Source organism: Vibrio splendidus (assembly GCF_024347615.1).
Lineage (GTDB): Bacteria > Pseudomonadota > Gammaproteobacteria > Enterobacterales > Vibrionaceae > Vibrio > Vibrio splendidus.
This window is the reverse complement of the sequence record NZ_AP025508.1, coordinates 801,619-824,727: the sequence shown is the minus strand read 5'-3', so window position 1 is coordinate 824,727 and position 23,109 is coordinate 801,619. Positions and strand designations below refer to the sequence as shown.

At 42.3% G+C, this 23,109-nt stretch carries 20 protein-coding genes; 7 read left to right on the top strand and 13 right to left on the bottom strand.

Annotation, left to right across the window (positions count from 1 at the left end):
- Positions 1–212: 212 nt before the first annotated feature.
- From OCU90_RS03605 to OCU90_RS03595, 3 genes are read right to left on the bottom strand one after another with little or no spacing between them, the layout of a single operon-like run.
- A complete protein-coding gene (locus tag OCU90_RS03605) occupies positions 213–2,006 on the bottom strand; it encodes a hypothetical protein (RefSeq protein ID WP_240513381.1) in 1,794 nt (597 codons plus the stop codon).
- Between the two features lie 13 nt (positions 2,007–2,019).
- Positions 2,020–4,269, bottom strand: a complete 2,250-nt coding sequence (locus OCU90_RS03600) for a ubiquitin family protein (protein WP_061024040.1) — start codon at positions 4,267–4,269, stop codon at positions 2,020–2,022.
- A complete protein-coding gene (locus OCU90_RS03595; RefSeq protein WP_061024038.1) occupies positions 4,262–5,494 on the bottom strand; it encodes a site-specific integrase in 1,233 nt (410 codons plus the stop codon). Before OCU90_RS03595 ends, OCU90_RS03600 begins: the two co-directional genes overlap by 8 nt.
- Positions 5,495–5,811: 317 nt before the next feature.
- Between OCU90_RS03595 and OCU90_RS03590 the strand changes: the two genes are divergently transcribed.
- Positions 5,812–7,053: a diguanylate cyclase gene (locus OCU90_RS03590; protein ID WP_017079932.1), complete on the top strand. Its 1,242-nt coding sequence runs from the start codon at positions 5,812–5,814 to the stop codon at positions 7,051–7,053.
- Positions 7,054–7,164: 111 nt separating this feature from the next.
- Here OCU90_RS03590 and nqrM read toward each other — a convergent pair whose 3' ends face one another.
- The 9 genes from nqrM to bolA all read right to left on the bottom strand — a co-directional run bounded on the left by nqrM (position 7,165) and on the right by bolA (position 15,284).
- Positions 7,165–7,419 carry a (Na+)-NQR maturation NqrM gene (nqrM, locus tag OCU90_RS03585; protein ID WP_004735214.1) on the bottom strand — a complete coding sequence of 85 codons (255 nt, stop codon included), beginning with the start codon at positions 7,417–7,419 and terminating at the stop codon, positions 7,165–7,167.
- 16 nt (positions 7,420–7,435) lie between these two features.
- Positions 7,436–8,440: an FAD:protein FMN transferase gene (locus tag OCU90_RS03580; protein WP_061024036.1), complete on the bottom strand. Its 1,005-nt coding sequence runs from the start codon at positions 8,438–8,440 to the stop codon at positions 7,436–7,438.
- A 174-nt stretch (positions 8,441–8,614) separates the two neighbouring features.
- On the bottom strand, positions 8,615–9,841 hold the full coding sequence (gene nqrF, locus OCU90_RS03575) for an NADH:ubiquinone reductase (Na(+)-transporting) subunit F (RefSeq protein ID WP_004735212.1): 1,227 nt from the start codon (positions 9,839–9,841) through the stop codon (positions 8,615–8,617).
- Positions 9,842–9,870: 29 nt separating this feature from the next.
- Entirely contained in the window at positions 9,871–10,467 is a 597-nt protein-coding gene (gene nqrE, locus OCU90_RS03570) for an NADH:ubiquinone reductase (Na(+)-transporting) subunit E (RefSeq protein ID WP_004735211.1), read from the bottom strand.
- Positions 10,468–10,474: 7 nt separating this feature from the next.
- Positions 10,475–11,107 carry an NADH:ubiquinone reductase (Na(+)-transporting) subunit D gene (locus OCU90_RS03565; RefSeq protein WP_004735210.1) on the bottom strand — a complete coding sequence of 211 codons (633 nt, stop codon included), beginning with the start codon at positions 11,105–11,107 and terminating at the stop codon, positions 10,475–10,477.
- Positions 11,107–11,874 carry a Na(+)-translocating NADH-quinone reductase subunit C gene (locus OCU90_RS03560; RefSeq protein ID WP_004735209.1) on the bottom strand — a complete coding sequence of 256 codons (768 nt, stop codon included), beginning with the start codon at positions 11,872–11,874 and terminating at the stop codon, positions 11,107–11,109. The genes OCU90_RS03565 and OCU90_RS03560 overlap by 1 nt, the downstream gene beginning before the upstream one ends.
- On the bottom strand, positions 11,864–13,108 hold the full coding sequence (locus tag OCU90_RS03555) for an NADH:ubiquinone reductase (Na(+)-transporting) subunit B (RefSeq protein WP_004735208.1): 1,245 nt from the start codon (positions 13,106–13,108) through the stop codon (positions 11,864–11,866). Before OCU90_RS03555 ends, OCU90_RS03560 begins: the two co-directional genes overlap by 11 nt.
- A 5-nt stretch (positions 13,109–13,113) precedes the next feature.
- On the bottom strand, positions 13,114–14,454 hold the full coding sequence (locus tag OCU90_RS03550; protein ID WP_017080319.1) for a Na(+)-translocating NADH-quinone reductase subunit A: 1,341 nt from the start codon (positions 14,452–14,454) through the stop codon (positions 13,114–13,116).
- A gap of 521 nt (positions 14,455–14,975) precedes the next feature.
- The gene (gene bolA / locus OCU90_RS03545) at positions 14,976–15,284 is read right to left on the bottom strand and encodes a transcriptional regulator BolA (RefSeq protein ID WP_017079929.1); all 309 of its coding nucleotides are present in this window, start codon (positions 15,282–15,284) and stop codon (positions 14,976–14,978) included.
- A gap of 175 nt (positions 15,285–15,459) precedes the next feature.
- Between bolA and OCU90_RS03540 the strand changes: the two genes are divergently transcribed.
- The 4 genes from OCU90_RS03540 (at position 15,460) to OCU90_RS03525 (ending at position 19,208) form a co-directional block, all read left to right on the top strand.
- The gene (locus OCU90_RS03540) at positions 15,460–16,611 is read left to right on the top strand and encodes a methyltransferase (RefSeq protein ID WP_061024034.1); all 1,152 of its coding nucleotides are present in this window, start codon (positions 15,460–15,462) and stop codon (positions 16,609–16,611) included.
- Between the two features lie 66 nt (positions 16,612–16,677).
- A complete protein-coding gene (locus tag OCU90_RS03535; RefSeq protein ID WP_004735204.1) occupies positions 16,678–17,247 on the top strand; it encodes a YajG family lipoprotein in 570 nt (189 codons plus the stop codon).
- Positions 17,247–17,795: a peptidylprolyl isomerase gene (locus OCU90_RS03530; protein ID WP_017079928.1), complete on the top strand. Its 549-nt coding sequence runs from the start codon at positions 17,247–17,249 to the stop codon at positions 17,793–17,795. The genes OCU90_RS03535 and OCU90_RS03530 overlap by 1 nt, the downstream gene beginning before the upstream one ends.
- A gap of 54 nt (positions 17,796–17,849) precedes the next feature.
- A complete protein-coding gene (locus OCU90_RS03525; RefSeq protein ID WP_017079927.1) occupies positions 17,850–19,208 on the top strand; it encodes an AmpG family muropeptide MFS transporter in 1,359 nt (452 codons plus the stop codon).
- Positions 19,209–19,284: 76 nt separating this feature from the next.
- Here the strand turns inward: OCU90_RS03525 and OCU90_RS03520 are convergent, their stop codons facing one another.
- Positions 19,285–20,631 (bottom strand): DUF4397 domain-containing protein, encoded by a 1,347-nt coding sequence (locus OCU90_RS03520; RefSeq protein WP_061024032.1) that lies wholly within the window; start codon positions 20,629–20,631, stop codon positions 19,285–19,287.
- A gap of 586 nt (positions 20,632–21,217) precedes the next feature.
- On the opposite strand from OCU90_RS03520, the gene OCU90_RS03515 reads away from it, so the two are divergent.
- Both OCU90_RS03515 and panE read left to right on the top strand, forming a co-directional pair.
- On the top strand, positions 21,218–22,033 hold the full coding sequence (locus tag OCU90_RS03515) for a nucleoside-specific channel-forming Tsx family protein (RefSeq protein WP_061024030.1): 816 nt from the start codon (positions 21,218–21,220) through the stop codon (positions 22,031–22,033).
- Positions 22,034–22,143: 110 nt separating this feature from the next.
- Positions 22,144–23,037 (top strand): 2-dehydropantoate 2-reductase, encoded by an 894-nt coding sequence (gene panE / locus OCU90_RS03510; RefSeq protein WP_061024027.1) that lies wholly within the window; start codon positions 22,144–22,146, stop codon positions 23,035–23,037.
- Positions 23,038–23,109: the final 72 nt, after the last annotated feature.

Here is a 23,109-nt window from a genome sequence, read left to right as displayed (position 1 = left end):
AAATCCACTGAGCCACTAGTTAGCCGCGCTTTAGTTTCATCGGAAAGATAAGTTTCGATAATTTCTTGATGCTTTGTATTTTCAAGAGGCTCACCTTTAGAGAATAAAACAAGAGAGGCTTTCAGTGCTTTTTGAGCTAGATTGCCATTAAAAGATGAGCAAGAAAGACGTAACCAATCTTTTACCACCACTTGAGCATAAAAAAGCAAGTTCTAATAACGAGCACTGTCAATACTGTACTTGGCTGACAGCAATTCTAATTCTTTTTGCTCATCAATCGTCAACTGTGCAGTGTGCTTTTTGTTTAAGGTATCGAGTTTAATCACATCATTAAAAGGTTGGTACGCTCTGACAAAGCCTTCCCAATTCGCTTTAACTCTATTCTCGATGTATGTTCCAGATTGATTAATGTTCTCTTTTATAGCCCTTCTTTCGTAAGAATACAGACACGGCTCATCACCCTCATGCCCAAACACCTCATTTAATTGCTTAGCAACTTGGTAACATTGAGAGGTAATTTCTCGATTAATTTTGGTCGAGCCACCCGTTTTAGGGACAAGCCATTTAAGCTTGAAGCGAAATGGAACGTGAGCATTGTCGAGAATATCCAAATTCGGTTCAGAGTGTATCGCACCCAATGGAAAACCGAATTCAGATTGTCGATAGCCTGTCCATGCCACTACAAGATTAATCATCGCATAAAGTGGAATATTCAGAATTGCTTTAAAGCTTTGATACGTTTTCAACTCTGAATAAGACAATTGTTTATTTGCCCAAGCGCCAATATCAGCAAGAAACTGCTCTCTCCCCAATATTTGTTTAGAGACAATTGCTTGCATTTTTTCGTACACATCATCTACGGATAATTGGCTTAAAAATTCAGCCTCTAAAAAGGTCTTATCTAAGGAAAACAAGTAGCCTTGCCATACCTCATGCGATGTCTTATGCCCCTCCAAACCTAAGTATTTTTGTAGCATTAATATTCGAATCAATTCCACTGAATCACTTCGAGAGGATAAGCCTAACTCAATAACTAACGCTTCAATGGATTGGTCTTTTAAAGGCGTTACCAATTCAAATCGCTTCGAGTATTCCTCAAAAAGCGCATCTTTCACTTCAACTGCAAGAGTATTGAAATTAATCCCTACCGTGCGGGCAGTACGCTTGCACTCTACGCCCCTCAATATCGCTGTAAGTATGGCTTCACGAAGGTTTTTCGATAATTTGGGATTTAAACTCTTCATCCCATATTTAGTGTCGATACTCTCAAATACCAACCTACATACGGAGGCATACAGAAAGTCGTTTTGATAACGCTGATTAAGATAGTCAACGTAGTACTGCCCCAACTCAAGTCCAATAAAATTAAAGCTACCGCCTTTTTTAAACTCAGCGAGCGTCGTGCTGTATTGTGATTGGCAAACTTTATCTAAACTCTTTTCTATTTTCTTTTGTGTTAGGGAGGAATCAATAACACCAACCACACCAAGAGCCTTGAGATCGTTTCTTATTGTACGAAATGGAATTGGTTTAATTGCCCCCAGATAAGAAGGAGTAGATATACGGTTCACAAATCCATACTGGTTGACCGTTCTCCCCATAAACGATGTCCAAAAAGATTCCAATAACGATGCAGTGAGGTTTGTTGCGCTATTCTCTTTAAGGAAAGCGAAAAGGTGCAGCATCATTTTATAAGCGATAAGAACATTTCGAGCACCCCTAGGGTTGGTAACACTAAGACAAACTAACTTTGCATATTCCTTCGAATTTAAAGGGGAGGCATACCTATCCTTTAAGTAAGTCGCTACAGATTCATGGTTAAACACAGGCAAATCAAACAATGAAAAATCCAATTTTGTGATACTGCCATTTTTATTAACTTTAAAGTGCCACGTGTCAGAATAAACATCGCCTTTATCACTCATGAAAAACGGGTTATCGATCAGCTTTAAATTCTGGTCATACCAAAAACTATCAATTGGATTTTCTAATACTGTTAGTGCCATAGATCCCCCTTACTTACATCGAGTGAAAGACACTCATTACAACGCCATTTTTTATCATTAAGTCAAACAGCTCTCGACCTTTACGTTGTGACGATTTACTCATCTTGGGAAGGGTGTCTTCTAGCCATTCCACAGTAGGTATCACCGTTTTAAATAAGTAGTCAGGATTATAAGAAAGGAGCTTCTTATAATCCTTTTTGAATTCATGGAGGTAATTGTGCATTTTTAAAACAGTAATAGGGCTATCCGAAACATAGATCGGCGATAAAGCTTCATTTTCTTTTTGGTCACTCAACGCCATCACGCCAACCTCATTCACACGCCCCTTTTCTTGCCCTGTGACGACTCTAAGCCTTGCATTCATTTCCTCATGTTTGTATGCAATCAAATCTGTGACCGCCATAAACTCACTATTAAATGCTGCGACTTGTTTGTCATTCTCAGGCTTAAAGTTCAAATTAAAAACATTCTGAATCAAGTCCAACATCACCTCACGAGTGATTCGCCCTGAACTATTCATCCATTCTTCATTATCTTCGGTTAAGTAGCTTACTTTCTCAGTTTGGTTCGAGTGAGAATTTCGATTAATCAAGTAATTCAATGTGTATGGGTCACTAAATGCATGAACCGCACTATTTTTAAGAGATTGAAGACCAAAAATCGTTTTCTGACAAGGTGATTGCGATTGAGCGACTAATTTTCTCCTCTCATCTATCGTTATTATTCCACGGTTATTGACAACATTTTCAGGATGGACACCGTGAGAAATAAGGGCGCAAATTGCTTGAGGCATTAAATTGGGTAGCTGCTGTTTTTCGTGTGCAATTTCAAGCTTTTCAGACAAATCGCTTATTTGAAGCAGCGCATTAAAAACACCTAAAAGTGAGTTGTTTTTGTTACTAATCGCCAAGGTTTGCTTGGTAAAGAATGGTAAGCCTTCATCTTGCTGTTCAAGCAATTTTAAAAGCGCCTTACCTTCTGGTGTTCGCGCGGATAAAGAACGGGTTGTATGAAACACTTTAGCCCGACCTTTAAAATACTCACATTCAATACTGGTCACTCTCCCGCCAACTTTCATCAATCTAAAATCAAAGTGCCTTAGTTTAGGTATGTCATTTGGTTGCACTGTTAAGCTTGCCATCAACCAAGCAAACATTAGCCCTTCGACATTAGTCTGTGCTTTTAATGAATCGCCATTTAACACCCCCTTAATCCACTCGATAGAGAAAAGAGTGCCATCTAGTAATGCAGTAGAATGAAAGTTCATAAAATCCGTATTAACTTTTTTTTTGTCACCTACTTTATTCAAAAAAAGGCTATCACACTCATCCTGACTCTTTAATGCAGGAGCAGTAGTATTACTGGTAGCTAAACTACTTGAATTAGAAAGAATCAAAACCTCTAGCGCTGCTTTAAGGGTATTCGATGGATTATCTTGTTTATGGTAGGCAGACAGCATCAAATAAATGATATTACCTACTGCTTTAACCCTCTCAAACCTACTATCCTTTGAATCAATAACTAACCAAGGACTTAACTGCGGTTTAATCCGCCTAATCAGCATTCGTAGCTCATCTTTATAGGATTTTAATTCAAGAATGACAGTAGCTGCGGTTAAACTTAATGAATTCATCGCTAGCTTAGGGGAAGCGAGAGCGGAATAAAGCTCACTTCCAATACCAATATCGTCTCTTCTCAACCAGTCTAATGCACCGAAATAACTAGCTATAGATTTTTGAGACTTATTCAGGTTAGGGGTACGTTTCGTCTTGCGAAGTTCAATAAGATAAGCATACTCATCACTACTTAACTCTTTTCTTAATGATTCAGACTCAATGGCATAACCCAATACAATTTTTAAATTAATTAATGGACTGAAACCGCCATGATTGCCTAATTGATCCATACGGTCAGTTTCGTAAAGCTTTAGGATTTCATAGCGATTTTCAACTATGTGACCGTTGAGCCATTCAACGAACGGTTTAGCCACCTGTGAAAACTTATCCTTAGCGGAAATTGCTGCACTCTTATCAGAAAACGCATAATTATAAGCGGAAATGATCGACTTATAGATGATTACCTTGTCGGAGTCTTCTGCGTCTGTCATGGATAGAATATAAGCAGCACTATGTTTACCCCTAGGGATAGATATAGACCTAACAGAGAAAGGTAATTTTAGTGATGCAATAGGTTGCTTTTTCTTAAAGTCGCTGGATAGCTCCTTTTCTATCTCAGCGCTTGAAAATTCCTCTAAATTATCCATAAACCACCTCCTTGAGCAACTGCTCTCTCTGGCCACAAGCATGAATGTACACTTTGGTGGTTTGGTTTGAATACCTGCTATCTACTTTGTGTCCTAAGCGTCTTGCGGTTTCAATATATACCGCAGATTCCGTAGTAATCGATTCGTATGATTTCTTTGCTTTTTGGCAGCCATCATAAAAAGTATCAGTGCCAAATGAGTGCCTTAAGTGGTGGTAACTCAGCGCTTTATCCAACTCTTGGTAGCCTGCGTAAGCTCCTGGATTCTCTTGCATTAATTTGCGAACTTTCTCTAACACCCTAGAAAAAAGCTGAGTGCCGTATTGCTTACCTACGGACTTACCAAAAGTGTGATTGGTAGAGTTGGATACCAATAACTGACTGCTCTCAGTTTTAGGGCGCTCTTGGTCGTAATAGCGCTTCATTAAACTAAGGTGAGAACGCTCAATATAAAGCTTTCTCCCTGAACCATATTTTGCGTGAAAAGAAGCTAGGTGGTACTCAAATTCCTCTTTATCAGGATTAGTCATCATATCTTTAAATAGGCTCAATAAGCCTTTTTTAATAGAGCCATCAGCCTTAAAGTCTTCCAAGTAAAACCCTTGGTTCTCTTTGGTTCGACAACCAAGCTCCCCACCATTGCGTAGAACAATCTCCTCCAAAAGAGTATCGGTATTGGCGTAAAGCAATTCTCTTGTTGCTGGAAGTAGGTATTTTATGATGAGTTTTGATTTGCTATTTGAGCGAACTAATTCTCTATTTTCTGAATATATAAAGATCTTTTTATATGGCATATCAAAGAAGTAAGAAAGCCAGTTGTAATAACTCTCTAATGACATTACCGCTCGATTAACTACAATTTCACTAGCTTCCATCTTATGAGCTAGATAGTCATTAATGAATGTATTCATATATTCAGCAGGAAGAGCAGTATGATTATCGAGTGTAAGTAGAGGGTGTTCTGATTCTTTGGCATAATCTTCTAACCACTCAAGGAAAACGCCCAATTTCTCACCCCTGACATATTGAGCACCTTCACCAATTTCAACCTCCTTGAATCGGAAGTCATATTGTTCGGTCTCAGGGTTTGCGACTTTCTCATGGACAACAGAAAGCCCATTCAAGGTGGTGTAACGATTATAGAGGCAAGGTAACAGAAGTGGTACATCGTTATCATCAAGATAAATCCAGTGCTGGTTATGAGTTTTATCATGTACTCTTTGCATACATTTTTACCATTAAGTTATCACCTACAAGTGAAAGGTAGTAAACAATAAAAACACTTACAAGTTTTCCTTCAAACTAACACGTCAGAGTTTAAAAACAATCCATATCAACATGGATTATTTTTCTAACTTTCTCTTCGCCCGCACTACACATTTAGGAATAACTCAACCTTACAACTGTATCTATGAACAGTATAATCAATTATTCCTAGATTTAAAATGATCTGGAGTCCAGCTCAACAGGTTTCTCTTCAATAGCCGCCTACTATTCTGATAGTATTGTTAAGGAGTATTTAGTCTATAAGTAGGGATAGCTTTTGAGTGAGAAAATACTAGTAGTAGAAGACAGTCGTGCATTCAGAAACTACCTGTACCAGCAATTTAAAAATGATGGCTATGATGTTTCACTGGCTGAATCTGTAGCAGAAGCCAAAGCTATCTTAGAGCAAGAGACGGATTTCTTGTGTGCGGTGCTCGATTACTGCTTACCCGATGGCCAAGATGGTGAGATCATTGATTTGGTGCTCGGCTATCAACAAAAAATCATTGTGCTCACGGGCATGTTCAACAACACACTTCGAGAGCAAGTACTCGCAAAAGGTGTGCTTGATTACATCCTCAAAGACAGCATGTCGTCAGTCAGTTACTTACTTCCTCTGGTTAATCGAATCTCGAATAACCGATACCATAAAGCCTTAGTAGTTGATGATTCTGCTGTGGTTCGTCGATATGTCGTCCAACTTCTTGAGCATCAATATATTCAAACGATTCAAGCGGTAGATGGAGAGCAAGCACTAGAGCTCCTCCAAAACGATCCTGATATCACTTTTGTCGTTACCGACCATGACATGCCGAACAAAGATGGCATTTCGATGACCCGTGATATTCGAGTCCAACACGATCGTAATCAACTCGCTATTCTCGGCCTATCTGGCAGTGATGATCGCACAATGACCGCTCGCTTCCTTAAAGCTGGCGCCAACGACTTCCTTTATAAGCCATTTAACCAAGAAGAATTTTTCTGCCGTATTCACCAATTACTCGACATGAAAGAAGCAACCAACGAACTGTTTCGTCATGCAAACGAGGATGCTCTGACCGGACTTTGGAACCGTCGCTACCTTTTCAATCAAACATGCAAAGGCTGCGAACATCGCAGTATCGCTATGATGGATATCGACTTTTTTAAAAAGGTGAATGATACCTACGGCCACGATGGTGGTGACGCGGTATTAATTGAGGTTGGTAAAATCATCAAAGAGCACTTTAAAGATGATTTAGCAGTTCGCTTCGGTGGCGAAGAGTTTTGCATTCAGTCATGCGAACCATTTGAAGATTTTATAGAGACCTTGGAATCGATGAGAGTCGCAATTGAAAATCATGAAGTGCAGCATGATTCACATGTGATTAAAGTGAGCATGAGCATTGGCGTGACCGACCAAGAAGGCTCTTTAGACGAGCAAATCAAAGCAGCAGACGAGCTACTTTATACCGCGAAAAAGCAAGGTCGAAACCAGTTGATATGCGCTCGTAATAACCTTCAACGCGTTAATGAGTAACTCCTGCTTTCCTAGAGCACGAGCCGAGTCAGCCTTTAAAATGAAAAGAGCCCAAGGTGTTAACCTTGGGCTCTTTGTTTTTTGGGGAACAGGTTTCGCTGCTAATCGCAATTAAGCAATACGATCTTTATTCCAAGAAGCTTCTTTTTGCTGACGCTCAGCCAGTTTCTCTTCGCGGTATGCTTCACGTGCTTCACGCTTTTTGCGCGCATCACAAGGTTCAGGGCAGTTACATACTTTATCAATACCAACAGCGCCTAAGCCACCACAGCTACCCTTCACAACTTTCTTTTGGATAATATAGCCAATAGACATCGCTGCGATTACTGCAAGAAAAACACCAAATGTAATCAGAAATGTATTCATAATTATCTCGCTTACCTTATTTACCTAAGTATGGCTTAAATGCTTCAGAAGCAATTTCTTTAAAGCCATCTGCTGTTTTTACCACCATGAACACAGGGATGTTATGTTGGTTCGCGACTTCCAGTCCTTTTTCTTCACCTAAGACCATAAGGCCTGTAGATAAGCCATCTGCAGTCATTGAAGACGGGTTTAAAACGGTTACAGAAACCACTTTATGATGAAGCGGCTTGCCTGTTTCAGGGTTAATGATGTGTGAGTAACGAACACCATCGCGCTCAAAATAGTTACGGTAGTCACCAGATGTTGCGATCGCCATATCACCCGGCTCGATGATCTCTTGAATGTTGCGCTCGTCGACAGTTGGCTTCTCTATGGCGATGCGCCAGCCCACACTTTCACGGTTTAAACCCTTCAAGCGGATTTCACCACCTACTTCAACCATGTAATTATGAATACCAATTGAATCAAGGTAATCAGCAACGACATCCACACCCCAGCCTTTTGCGATAGTTGAAAGGTCAACATACAAGTTAGGCAAGTCTTTGCTTAACTTATTACCTTCAACGCTTAAGTGATGAATGCCAACCTTAGCCTTGCGAGCCGCAAGCTCTTCATCTGATGGAACCACTTCAGGACGCGCTTCAGGACCAAAACCCCAAAGGTTAACTAATGGTCCAACCGTAACATCCAATGCACCTTCAGTAAGACCGTTCAAACGAATCGCTTCTTTCACAACAGTAGCTGTTTGTTCAGATACTTCGAATGCATCGGCACCTTTATGCTGGTTAAAACGGCTCAGTTCTGAGTCTTCACGGTAGGTCGACATTTGATCATTCACTTCTTCAAGCAGACGGTCGATCTCGGTATGAACTTCGTTAGACTCAGGAAATTCATCACTATTGATGTACTTGATATTGTAACTGGTACCCATTGTAGGGCCACTTAAATGCACTTGCTCTCTTGCCTGATCACAGCCCGCAAGAAAAATCAAAGAAGTTAATGCAACAAGCCAAATTCTCACTTGCTTACTCCTGTTTAAGGTTAAGGATTTATATAAGGAAAAATAAGAGTAAAAAATAGGTATTTTGAATGCCTTACTCTTTCTTATATAAGCCAGTTTGTTGTCACGAGTGGTCTTAGAAAAACAAATGGCTGACTCGTAAGAGTCAGCCATAATATCAATCACTTAAATGGATTAACCACCGAAGTCATCTAGTAGGATGTTTTCATCTTCTACACCAAGATCTTTCAGCATGCCGATAACAGCCGCGTTCATCATTGGTGGACCACACATGTAGTACTCACAGTCTTCAGGAGCTTCGTGATCCTTCAGGTAGTTTTCGTACAATACGTTGTGGATGAAACCTGTGTAACCGTCCCAGTTGTCCTCTGGTTGAGGATCAGACAGTGCACAGTGCCACACGAAGTTCTCGTTTGCAGCCGCTAGGCCATCGAAATCTTCAATGTAGAACATCTCACGCTTAGAACGTGCACCGTACCAGTAAGACATCTTACGAGTAGAGTTAAGACGCTTAAGTTGGTCGAAGATATGTGAACGCATTGGCGCCATACCTGCACCACCACCGATGAATACCATTTCATTGTCTGTGTCTTTAGCAAAGAACTCACCAAATGGACCAGAAATAGTACATTTGTCGCCTTCTTTAAGAGACCAGATGTATGAAGACATCACACCAGGAGCTACGTCAGGGTTGTTTGGCGGCGGAGTTGCGATACGCACGTTAAGCTTGATGATGCCTTTCTCTTCTGGGTATGAAGCCATAGAGTAAGCACGAATCGAATGCTCTTTAACGATAGACTCGTAACGGAACAAGTTGAACTTATCCCAGTCACCACGGTATTCGTCAGGAATATCGTAATCTGCGTATTTCACGTGATGTGGTTCAGCTTCAATCTGAATATAACCACCCGCGCGGAACGGAACTTCTTCACCTTCAGGGATAGCAAGGGCTAGCTCTTTGATGAAAGTAGCTTCGTTATCATTAGAGATAACTGTACATTCCCACTTCTTAACACCAAAGATGTCTTCGTCTAGCTCAATCTCCATGTCAGTTTTCATAGCAACTTGACATGCAAGACGTTCGCCTTCGCGAGCTTCGCCTTTGGTGATGTGATCAAGTTCAGTTGGTAGGATGTCGCCACCACCAGACTTAACTTTTACACGACACTGACCACAAGAGCCACCGCCACCACAAGCAGACGATACGAAGATACCAGCGCCAGCTAGGGCACCAAGTAGCTTGCTACCAGGTTGAGTAACGATCGCCTTTTCAGGGTCGCCGTTTACAGCAATAGTGATGTCACCTGATGGTACTAGCTTAGACTTAGCGAAAAGAATCACTAGTACTAGAGCCAATACAATAATGGTAAACATCGCTACGCCAAGAATAATGCTTTGCATTTGTTATTCCTTATTACTGGGTGCTTACCCTACAGTTGAACACCAGAGAAAGACATAAAGCCTAACGCCATCAGACCAACAGTAATGAACGTGATACCAAGGCCACGTAGACCTGGAGGTACGTCAGAGTACTTCATCTTCTCACGGATACCCGCAAGAGCAACGATAGCTAACATCCAACCCACACCAGAACCGAAGCCGTAAACAACAGATTCAGCAAAGTTGTAGTCACGAGTTACCATGAAAGATACACCACCAAAGATTGCACAGTTAACTGTGATCAATGGAAGGAAGATACCTAGTGCGTTGTACAAAGGTGGGAAGAAACGGTCTAGAACCATCTCTAGGATTTGTACAAGTGCAGCGATAACACCGATGAATGCGATGAAGTTAAGGAAACTTAAATCGACACCGGCAACAAGTGCATTTTCTTTTAGGATGTGTGTGTAAACAAGGTTGTTTACAGGAACAGCGATTGTAAGTACTACAACTACCGCAACACCAAGACCAAAAGAAGTTTTAACTTTCTTAGAAACCGCTAGGAATGTACACATGCCTAGGAAGAAAGAAAGCGCCATGTTTTCGATGAAAATCGATTTAACTAGCAGACTAATATAATGTTCCATGACTACCTTACCCCTTCGCTTCTACTTGTTCTGGTTTGAACACACGAATTGCCCAAATCAAGAAACCAATTAGGAAGAATGCAGAAGGTGCTAGAAGCATCAAGCCGTTTGGCTGATACCAACCACCGTTGCTCACTAGAGGTAGTACTTCCATACCAAATAGTTTGCCAGAGCCTAGAAGCTCACGGAAGAAACCAACAGTGATAAGAACGAAACCGTAACCAAGACCGTTACCAAGACCATCGATGAAAGATGGGATTGGCGCAGACTTCATTGCGAATGCTTCAGCACGACCCATTACAATACAGTTAGTAATGATTAGGCCAACGAATACAGATAGCTGCTTAGAGATATCGTATAAGTATGCTTTAAGCACTTGGTCTACCACGATTACTAATGATGCGATAATTGCCATCTGAACGATGATACGCACACTGTTAGGAATGTGGTTACGGATCAAAGAAACGAAGAAGTTAGACAGAGCAGTAACGAACATTACCGCGATAGTCATAACAAATGCAGTTTCTAGCTTAGTGGTTACCGCAAGAGCAGAACACACACCAAGAACCTGTAGCGCGATTGGGTTGTTATCCAACACAGGCGCTAAGATGCTCTTTTTAATTTCTTTTGCACTAGACATTAGTTCAGACCTCCGTCACGAACTTTTGCTAGGAACGGACCAAAGCCCATATCACCTAACCAGAAGTCAAATGTATGTTGAACACCAACGCTGGTCAGTGTTGCACCAGAAAGGCCATCTACACCGTGCTCAGAACCTTGAGGAGCGCCACCTTTAACAACCTGAATAGCAGGTTTGTGGTTTTCGTCGAATAATTTCTTACCAACGAATTGAGCGCGCCAAGTTGGGTTCTCAACTTCACCACCAAGTCCAGGAGTTTCACCTTGCTCGTAGTAAGTGATACCAGAAACTGTGTTGCCATCAGTTTCTACCGCAACGAATGCGTACATCATTGACCATAGACCGTTACCGTGAACAGGGATGATAACTTTAGAAGTTTCAGCGCCATCTTTCACTAGGTATACCGTACCCGTGTTAGCACGACGAATGATCTTAGCGATGTCATCTTCAGCTGAAAGCTTGATTGACTGAGCCGGATCTTTTGCCGCTTTACGTTGGTCGTATGCAGCAGCGTCGCCGTCAACGAAATCGCCAGTAGCGAAATCAACTAGACGAGGTTCGATGTTCTCTGCGTACAGTGCTGGGATATTACCCGCAAGTTCAATGCCCGCAACTTCAAGGATCTTAGTTTGCTGATCCAGAACTGCGTTAGCTTGTTGCTTAGGTTTAAGAACAACTGCAGCTGTTGAAACGATGATTGAGCACACTAGGCTCAATGCGATAACAACAAACAGCGTCTTTTTAATGCTATCGTTATTACTTGCCATAGCGCGCTAGTCTCCGCTTAATGTTCTTCTCGATTACAACGTGGTCAAACAGAGGAGCAAATAGGTTTGCGAATAGAATCGCAAGCATCATGCCTTCTGGGTATGCAGGGTTAACTACACGAATCATTACACACATTGCGCCGATTAGGATGCCGTACCACCACTTACCTTTATTGGTAAATGAAGCTGATACTGGGTCAGTCGCCATGAAGAACATACCGAATGCGAAACCACCTAGAACTAGGTGCCAATGCCAAGGCATGCTGAACATTGCATTAGTGTCAGAACCAATCACGTTAAATAGTGTTGATACTGCAACCATACCGATCATTACACCCGCAATGATGCGCCATGAAGCAATGCCCATGTAAACAATCATTGCTGCACCAATCATAAGTGCAAGCGTTGAAACTTCACCGATAGAACCTGGAATGTTACCAATGAATGCGTCCATCCAAGTGATTGCTTCACCTGATGTTACGTTCATTAGTGCACTACCGCCGCCTTGAGCCCATTGGCTAAGAGCAGTTGCACCAGAGAAGCCATCTGCAGCAGTCCAAACTACGTCACCTGAAATCTGTGCAGGGTATGCAAAGAACAGGAACGCACGACCAGCAAGAGCAGGGTTCAAGAAGTTACGACCCGTACCACCGAAGATCTCTTTCGCAACAACAACACCAAAGGTAATACCTAGTGCTGCTTGCCATAGAGGAAGCGTTGGCGGAACGATAAGCGCAAATAAGATAGAAGTAACAAAGAAACCTTCGTTGACTTCGTGCTTACGCACCATACAGAACAGTACTTCCCAGAAACCACCAACGATAAATACCGTTGCGTAGATAGGTAAGAAGTAAGTCGCACCCAAGAGCATCTTACTGCCCCAACCTGCATCGGCCCCTAAGGAGGCTCCAAGCATTTCGGTTAGCCAGTAGTGCCAGTTACCATCAATGATAGAAACTAGTTCTGCACCTGAATACATGTGGTTTAGTGCTGCGATAGCCTGACCACCTGCGTTGTACATACCCCAGAACATTGCTGGGAATACCGCAAGCCAAACCATGATCATGATACGTTTTAAATCAACGCTATCACGGACATGCGAGCTTTTCTTTGTAACAGTACCTGGTGTGTAGAAAAGTGTTGCTGCTGCTTCGTAAAGCGCAAACCACGTTTCGTGTTTACCACCTGGTTCAAAATGATGCTCGATGTCTTCAATAAACTTTTTAAGGCCCATGAAAATTACCCTTCCTTCACAATTGTATCTAGGCATTCACGAAGTAACTGACCGTACTCGTACTTACCAGGACATACAAAGGTACACAGTGCTAAATCTTCTTCATCTAGCTCTAGCGCACCAAGTGCTTGTGCACTATCAACGTCACCAGCGCATAGATCGCGAAGCAGCAAAGTAGGCTCCATATCTAATGGCATTACTTTCTCGTAGTTACCAATTGGAACCATAGAGCGATCACTACCGTTCGTTGTCGTTGTCATGTTGAACAACTGACCTTTAAACACGTGACCAAGGAATGAACGAGTAACAGAGAACTTGTTCTTACCAGGCATAGCCCAGCCGAATAGCTCTTTATCACGACCTTCACGAAGAACCGAAACTTGTTGATGGTAACGGCCAAGGTAAGCATGTGGACCTGAAGCGTGAACACCAGATAGCACTGAACCTGAGATCAGGCGAACTTCACCTGGCATCAACTCGCTGTCCGTCAACTCTTCAAGGCTAGCACCAATTTGAGTACGAACTAGACGAGGATTGTTAACTACTGGACCAGCCAGAGAAACAACGCGCTCAGAGTAAATCTCACCAGTAAGGAAAAGCTTACCGAATGCGATCACGTCTTGGTAGTTAATGCTCCACGCTACATTTTGTGCATTTACCGGATACAGGTAATGCATATGCGTGCCTGCAAGACCTGCAGGGTGTGGGCCATCAAAAACATGTTCTTCAACGTTAGACTGAGCTGAACGAGGTAAGCTAGTACCTTTTTTACAAACGTACACTTTACCGTTAGTCAGAGTTGAAAGAAGATCTAAACCAGCAACGAAAGCATCAGACTGCTCGTTAATGATTAATTCTGGCTCAGCTGCTAGCGGATTAGTATCCATAGCAGTAACAAAAATAGCCTGAGTTTCAGAATCAACTGCTGGAACCTTGCTGAACGGACGAGTTCGCAAAGCGGTCCATGCGCCAGACTCAACTAACTGAGCTTTAACCGTTTCACGGTCAAGGCCTACTAGTTGGTTAGCTTCATAGCTATTGAACGTGATTTGCTCATTGCCTGCTACTTCAATCACTACTGATTGAAGAACACGCTTAGCACCACGGTTCACTTCAATAACTTTACCGCTTGCTGGAGAAGTAAATACAACACCTGGGTTCTTTTTATCTGCAAAAAGAACTTGGCCTTTCTTCACTTCATCACCAACGCGAGCATGCATCGTAGGACGCATACCAACGTACTCTTCGCCAAGCAAGGCGACTTTAGTGATGGACTTACCATCATTAATCACCTGGGATGGAGTTCCTGCGATAGGAAGATCCAAACCCTTCTTTATTGTAATCATACGCACTTGCACTACTTTATCGGGAAAAAGATTCTTTTAATTGCGTAAATTCAGGACGTTTTAAAATCGCCCTTAGACACGACATTACAGTGTCCGGTTTTGGTAAATTTGAGATACCAAAATCGCAACAATACATTAATAAACTCATCACAAGAATTATGTGAGATTTATCAGGTGCCATATTCTAGCATTTTTTGACAACTTGATGCCATGACCAATAACTTGAATACGGCCTTTATTTGGTGAGATTTGAAGCATATGGACTCTCAAATATGTATAAATTTGACGAGCCGCACAGATAGAATGGCTTTTAGAACGTGTTTTAAACAAGAGATTAATACTCTGTCACAAACTAATATTTTACGTGTTATGTTGAAACACTGTTAATAAAAACATTACTCATTGTAGGTATTTTTGGTCGGTCAATTTACCATCAGCTTGAGTGATATAACAACAGAAAACAGATAGATTTTGAGACAAAAGAGGCGGCCTAGCCGCCTCTTCTATATGGGTTAATTATCTTACTTACCACCACCCATACACATCGGGCTATCTGGCACGTTATTTAGCTGCTTCATCCATTCATCTTTTGTATAAGTGTGAATGGATAGTGCGTGAATATTATTCGCTAACTCTTCTGATAGTGCTTTATTTACCGCTCTATGACGAGCAATAAGACGCAAACCTTCAAACACATCGCTGACAACAATCACTTTAAAATGACTCTCAGAACCAGCCGGAACATTGTGCATATAGCTCTCATTCACCACGTTTAAATGACTTGGTGAAAACTCATTGTGCAATTTTGTTTCGATAACTTCTTGGATCATTGTGATTCCTTAAATAGCGTATTGGCATTATCTGTCGCTCCAGTATAAACCCTAACTAACCGACTGTCTGAGTATTTCATCGCTGACTCGAGGGGTTTAGTCGAGTTTTTTATATCTTGTTCAGGCTGCATTTGAGACAATATCTTTGTTATTTCTTACATAAGTATCTCAAGCAATGAAAACTGAACTTACCCTTCACGATAGAACTTTAATCCTAAATCGTTTCCCCAACCGTTCAAATGAAACCCTTCAAGCTTGGGATGCCGGCGACGAATATCTGATTAGCCATGTTGAAGAGATGAATCTTGAACCTGGTAAACACATCCTGATCATGAACGACAGTTTTGGTGCCCTATCCGCTTGGTTCTCCAAAGATCATGACGTGACCATGATGAGTGACTCTTTCATTTCTCATCGCGGAACGTTAAAAAACTTACAGCGCAATCAAAGTAACCGAGTGAACTTCTTGAACACGATGGATGATATCCCACACGGTATCGACCTTGTGATCATGCAATTGCCAAAAACCAACCGCCATCTAATATGGCAATTGAGCCAGTTGCGCCAAGCATTGCCTGAAAGCTGCCAAGTGATTGGTGTGAATAAAGTAAAAGAGATTCACACTTCAACACTTAACCTGTTTGAAAAATATCTCGGTGAAACCAAAACCTCTCTGGCTAAGAAAAAGCATCGCCTTGTGTTCTCTTCTCCAAACTGCCAACCGATTCAAACAGTAGAACCTTATGTTGAATGGGACGTAGACGGTGAAGATATCCGCCTGAAAAATTTACCAAATGTTTACTCAGGGGAAGCACTCGATCAAGGCGCTCGTTATATGCTAGAGCACATCCCTCAAGATCCTGAGCTACGTCATATCATCGACCTAGGCTGTGGCAACGGTGTATTGAGTGTAAAAGCCGGGCAATTGAACCCACAAGCTCGTATCACCTGTGTGGATGAAAGCTTTATGGCGGTGGAATCGGCGCGCCAAAACGTCAAGGATAACCTTGGTGAAGAAGGCAACTTCCAGTTCATCGCCAACAACTGTCTAGATGGCTTCAAGAAGAACAGCACTTACTTAGTTATGTGTAATCCTCCGTTCCACCAGCAACAAGCGATTACAGACCACATCGCATGGCAAATGTTCTGTGATGCAAAGCATGTTCTTAGCAACGGAGGCAAATTAATTGTTATTGGCAACCGACACCTCGGATACGATGTCAAACTAGCAAGACTATTTGGTGAAGCTAACGTTGAAACGCTTGAACTAAACCAAAAATTTGAGATATTACAAGCAACAAGAGAGCCTGCGAATTTTAATAAATAAGCAGAAACGACTTCACAAGAATTTAAGATACCGAGCTTCTGGTGTGAATTTAGAAAGGATAAAGGAATGAAAAAACTGATTTTGGCTGCTTCTATTATGGCATTGACAGCATGTTCTGCCCCTCAGCAAGAACAGATCAATGTAATGCCAGAAGCTTCACTAAGCTCAAGCAACCTTGTACAAGGCAAAACATACACACTAACCAGTAAAGATGTTCGTGCCGCTCAATATGTAGCCTTGGTTGATAGTGGCCGTTCAAACATTCAGCCAATTCACGCTAAACAAAACATGCGTATTTCGCTAGAGAACGCAGTAGCTCAACAGTTAGAGTCTCAAGGTTTCCGAGCAAGCGTAAACAGTGAAAACTCTATTGTTTTAGAGATTCAAGAAGCACTTGTTACCGTAGAACACACCATTATGGAAAACAAAATGGACGGTAAAGTAACGCTTGAAGTAACGGCCGAGACACCTGAAGGTAAGCTAGTTAAAACATTCAACGGTACCGCAACTCGTACTGGAGCGCTAAGTGCTTCAAACGACGACATCTCAATGGTTCTTAACGATGTGATCAACTTGGTTCTTACTGAAATTGCGAACGACCCTGAACTACAAAACTACATGAAGGAACGTTTCTAATGAGCCGTATTCTAACTTCTATTGCATTAATGCTGGTGAGCGTGAGCGTTTGGGCAGGCCCAAAAGTGAACGTTGAAACAACATTAGGTGACTTCACGATTGAGCTAAACCAAGAGCAAGCTCCGGTTAGTACTGAAAACTTCCTAAAATACGTGGCAGACGGCAGCTACGAAGGCACTATCTTCCACCGTGTTATTCCTGGCTTTATGGCGCAAGGTGGCGGCTTCGATCAAGACATGAATCAACAAGCGACTTATGCCCCAATCAAAAATGAAGGCAGTAACGGTCTAAAGAATGATACAGCAACGATCGCAATGGCTCGCACTAACGCTCCAGACTCTGCGACTCGTCAGTTCTTTATCAACTTTTCGGATAACGACTTCTTGAATGCAAAAGGTGGTAACCCGGGCTACGCTGTTTTTGGCACGGTAACTGAAGGGTTTGATGTCGTACAAAAGATGGCAACTATTCCGACTAAGCGAATGGGCCGCATGTCCGATATTCCAGCCGACCCTATCATCATCAACAAAGTAACACTTCTTAAGTAATCTCATACAGCGCCCTTAACCTCTTAAGGGCGTTTTTCTATACAAGGACGCCCCATGTCATCTGGCACTCCCTCTCTTTCTTGGATGCAGACTTTCCGTAGCTACCTAGATAAACGTCTACTTTGGGTGTTTATGTTGGGTTGTTCGAGTGGCTTTCCTTGGGTTCTTATCGGCTCTAACATGTCAGGCTGGCTAAAAGATGCAGGATTAACTCGTGCTGCTATCGGTTATTTCGGTAGTGTGTTCGCCGTCTATGCGATTAACTTTCTTTGGGCACCACTGGTAGACCGAGTCAAACTGCCGATTCTACATGCGATATTGGGACAACGACGCAGTTGGATATTTCTATGCCAAAGCTTTGTATTGATCTGCACGCTGTTCATTGCCGGGGTTAACCCTGCCAATGACTTGATGTTCACCTCAATGCTGGCTCTCGGAATTGCGATTGCGTCGGCAACCCAAGATATAGCCATTGATGCCTTCCGTATTGATTCATTTCCTAAATCTGAATCCACCAAATTACCGCAAGCATCCGCAATGGCAGTGATGGGATGGTGGACAGGCTACTCTCTTCCTGGTTATCTCGCATTTATCAATGCCGATACAATAGGTTGGAATGGTGTTTATTACGGTATGGCCGGTGTCGTTATCATTCTGATGCTATTCACCCTGTTTGTCGGAGAACCAACAACACAACGTGAAGCATTACAAAAAGAAGCACAACAGCGCCATAATAAAGTTGTGGGCTCTAAAGTTGTTGCCTGGCTAAGCGTTACAGTGTTGGAACCTTTCTACGATTTCTTTAAGCGAAACGGTGTTCAAGTCGCTATTACGCTTCTGTTGTTCGTATTCCTGTTTAAGATAGGTGAAGCCTTCTTGGGCAGAATGTCGATTCCCTTCTATAAAGAGATCGGCTTTAGCAATGAACAAATTGGTCACTACTCCAAGTTAATTGGTTGGGGGGCAACCATATTCTTCACCTTGCTAGGCAGTGTCTTCAATGTGAAATTTGGTATTGTACGTGGGCTAATGATTGGCGGCGTAGCAATGGCAGCCAGCAACCTAATGTTTGCATGGATTGCTCAAGTAGGACCCAATGAAAACTTATTCCTTGCAACGATTATTGTCGATAACTTCACAACCGCCTTTTCGACAGTGGCATTCGTTTCCTTCTTAACGCTACTAACTGGGCAAGCTTTCTCGGCAACGCAATACGCCTTGCTAGCATCATTGGGAAATTTCGGTCGAACGACGTTGGCATCTTTCAGCGGTGAATTGGTCGACTTCCTCAATGACTGGTCAACCTTCTTTATACTAACGTCATTAATGGTGATTCCAAGTTTGATCATGCTCTACTCGTTACGCCACTTTTTCACTGATTTATTAGAAAAAGCCAAAAACAACCACGAATAAGAGTAAAAGAAAACAAAAGAGAAGAGGGTAGCCCAGTGCTACCCTCTTTTACATTCTGCCAGTAGAGAATTAAACGCTAATCTGTTGTATCACTTACGATCAAGTTAAAACCAGTTCCCGTCGAGTCATCAATCGCGACGACTTGATAAACAACACCGTCAGCCAAAGTTGCAGGCGCAGAGTCAATGGCAACAGTAGTTGGGTCTCCTGCGACAGTAATTGTCACGTAGTAAGATCCCGCTGCAACATAAATACCATTCGCGTAATCTTTGAACTTCACATCACTTAGTGCCGGAGTGCTACCAGATATTCCCACGTTCTCAGTCAGGTAGATATCAACCGATGCTGCAACTGGGTTTGCCGCCGCATGGGTAATGTTTAACACCGCACTGGTCGCAACCGGGCGACGGTTTTCAGGGACAACTAGTGGTTCCAAATTGAGTGGACTTAACGTACCCACTGCATAAATGCTGTAATCCATTCCGGCAAATACAGCCACCCCGTCAGCATCAATCAATGCATTGGTCGTTGTGCCATCGGCAAAGATGTCAATATCGTAAGTCCCTGCTGCTAAATCTAAAAGTCCACGGATCTCTTTAAACATTAAATCAGCAAGTGGAGCAAATGCAGAACCGTTGACAAATGGGTCGACATCCGGCGCACCATCAACCAAATGCCCCACTCTTACTTCTGCCGTTTCTGCCATGTCGTAGATTAAAGATGAACCGCTACCATCCATCACCATCAACTTCACCGGAGATGCACTGTTTGAATCAGCTCTTGGCACCGCCGCAATCGTTAGCTCGCTACCGCCAGAAAGAGTGATTTCTCCAGAGTCAAAAGCAATAGCACTACCGCTCACGGTTTCTAATCTCACTCGGTATTGCCCTGCTGGGATATTGAGTACGTCAGTAAAGTCCTTATAACCGAGAGTACCAAGCGGAGCGCCCAATGGATCATTCGGTGCCGTTACATATAAGTTCACATCTCCAACCCCTGTTGCCGCGTGAACAACTTGCACATCTAAACTTGAACTTGTTGCCGTTCCCTCAGCAGGCCTTGTAACAACTAAAGCCTCAACCGGGTTATTAGAACCATCAGCATCACCGACCACCATTACGGTGTAATCTAGGTCACCGCTCAAATCGAATTGGCTTGGCGGAATCACAGTCGCTACTGCGTCACCTGGGAGTTGAACATCGACTTGCAGGGTTGTCTGTCCTTGATCTAATGAGGTATATCCGGATGCTTGAGCATAATCGACACCGCTCCAACGAGCCTGCCTATTTACTAAGACATTAGCCAACGGAGCATCTGGCGATGCATGTACAGCTTGTAGTTGAGTTGTTGGCTCATCGTCATCATCACACCCCACAATGAACAGGGCTGACATCGCTACCGCGAGTACTGGTGAATATTTCATCGGTCTTCTCTCCAAAAAAGTTAGACCAGTTCGTCACACAAATGATTAGTCCAATAACTAATCTTTAAAAATTGTCTCAAAATCTAGTGCAGTGAACTGTCATTAATTCTCCGTGATTCAAAAAGTAGCTAGGTTCAAATTCCTAGTCAGTCATCACATGAGTTGTTCATCAATTGATTCCAACATCATTACGCAGTTGGTCAAAAATAGATCAAAGACAAGATTGAAAGGAGGTTTGAATGAGTCATTTTTAAAGAGAAAACGCTTAGAAAGGAATACTGTTGATTTTGATATGCATGTCACTCTAATTAGTAGAATCGTTTGCTTAGCACAGTATTTCACCTATTTATCCACAAAATAATCGAGTTTCACAAAATCAATAGAATTAGAGGTGCATCAAGATGCATTACCACATTAAAGTTCCATCATTTAGATCATTAGTGTGATCAACTTCACCTTAATAATTGTAATTTTCACTCCGTCTCACTTTTATTTGAGAACAAAATCGCTATTATGCTCGGCATTCGGACATCATAAACACGCACGGATTAGCGGGTTACTTATTTCAAACATAGAGAGTTCCATTATGCGTAAATCACTTTTAACTCTTGGCCTACTTGCAGCAGCATCTGCTCCAGTAATGGCGGCTGATTATTCTGACGGCGACATCCATAAGAACGATTACAAATGGATGCAGTTCAACATTATGGGTGCAATCAACGAGAAAGGTCCTTACGAATCTACTCATGATTACCTAGAAATGGAATTTGGCGGTCGCTCAGGAATCTTCGACCTTTACGGCTATGTTGATGTATTTAACCTAACATCAGATTCAAGTAGCGATAAAGCAGACAAAGATGGCAAAATCTTTATGAAGTTTGCTCCTCGTATGTCTCTTGACGGCCTAACTGGCAAAGACCTATCTTTCGGTCCAGTTGAAGAACTATACCTTTCAACTCTTTTCGAGTGGGATGGTAACAATGGTGGTGTTAACACTCAGAAAGTTGGTCTTGGTTCTGACGTAATGGTTCCATGGTTTGGTAAAATGGGCCTAAACCTTTACGGTACATACGACTCAAACCAAAAAGATTGGAATGGTTTCCAAATCTCGACTAACTGGTTCAAACCATTCTACTTCTTCGAGAACGGTTCATTCATCTCTTACCAAGGTTACATCGATTACCAATTTGGTATGAAAGATGAGTACGCTCAAGTAAGCAATGGCGGCGCAATGTTTAACGGTATCTACTGGCACTCAGATCGCTTTGCAGTAGGTTACGGTCTAAAACTATACAGCGACGTATACGGTTTTGAAGATGGCGCAAACCTTCCGTGGGACGCAACTTCACAAGCTGACTCTTCTGGCGTAGGTCACTACGTTGCAGTAACTTACAAGTTCTAATCGAACTTCTAAGAAAGTTTCCAAAATGGCACCCTCGGGTGCCATTTTTTATTGCTTTCATTTAATGCCTCGCTATCCTTGCAGCATCACTTTCTTATCTCGGTATTGCTGTGAACATCACTATTGTTGGGCCAGGGGCTATCGGCTCTTTATGGGCAATAAAACTACTTCAAGCTGGTCATAATGTGTCTTTGTGGAGTCGTTCCACTGATAACTCAATTGACTTATCACTTGATGGACAAGCTTCCCTTTCCTTCAGTAACAACAATATCGAAAAGCTATCAGCGAGTGACTTGGTTATTTTCACGGTCAAAGCTTGGCAAGTAGCAGAAGCCACGACTCCGTTACTTCAACATCTCGATCCCGACACCATTCTTATGTTCATGCATAACGGAATGGGCGCGGTTGATGAGATAACCACTCAAATTGATGCTTACCCCATAATATTGACGACGACTACTCAAGCTGCATTCAAACCCAACCGAAACAATGTGTCTCATACTGGATTGGGCCAAACTCAATTGGGTGCTTTCAACCAAACTGGCCAACAGTGTACGTTTTTAGTTGATGTCTTAGATGATGCTCTCCCTGCTGTGCGTTGGAACCCACAAATAGAAACCGCGCTTTGGACTAAGCTCGCCATCAATTGTGCGATCAACCCACTCACGGGCCTTGAACAGATCAAGAATGGCGAACTTGCAGATAAAAGATTTGAGGATATTTTGAGTTCTATCGTTGAAGAGCTAACACAAGTTATGCAGGCCGAAGAGATCGCTTGTTCATTCGACGGATTAGAAGCAAGTGTCAAGCAGGTCATCCAAGCCACGGCGCAGAACAACTCATCCATGAAACAAGATATGTTTTACCAACGCAAAACAGAGATCGACTTCATCACTGGACACCTAATAAAAACAGCGCTTAAGCATCAGATAGAAGTTCCCGTTAACCAAAAGCTGTTCGATCAAGTCAAAGAGCAAGAAAATAGCTGGAATCATCAAGATTAGTCAGCAACGGTCAACAAGTCGCGATAAAATAACAATACCGCTAAGCACAACGCTAGCTCCAATATCCAAGAT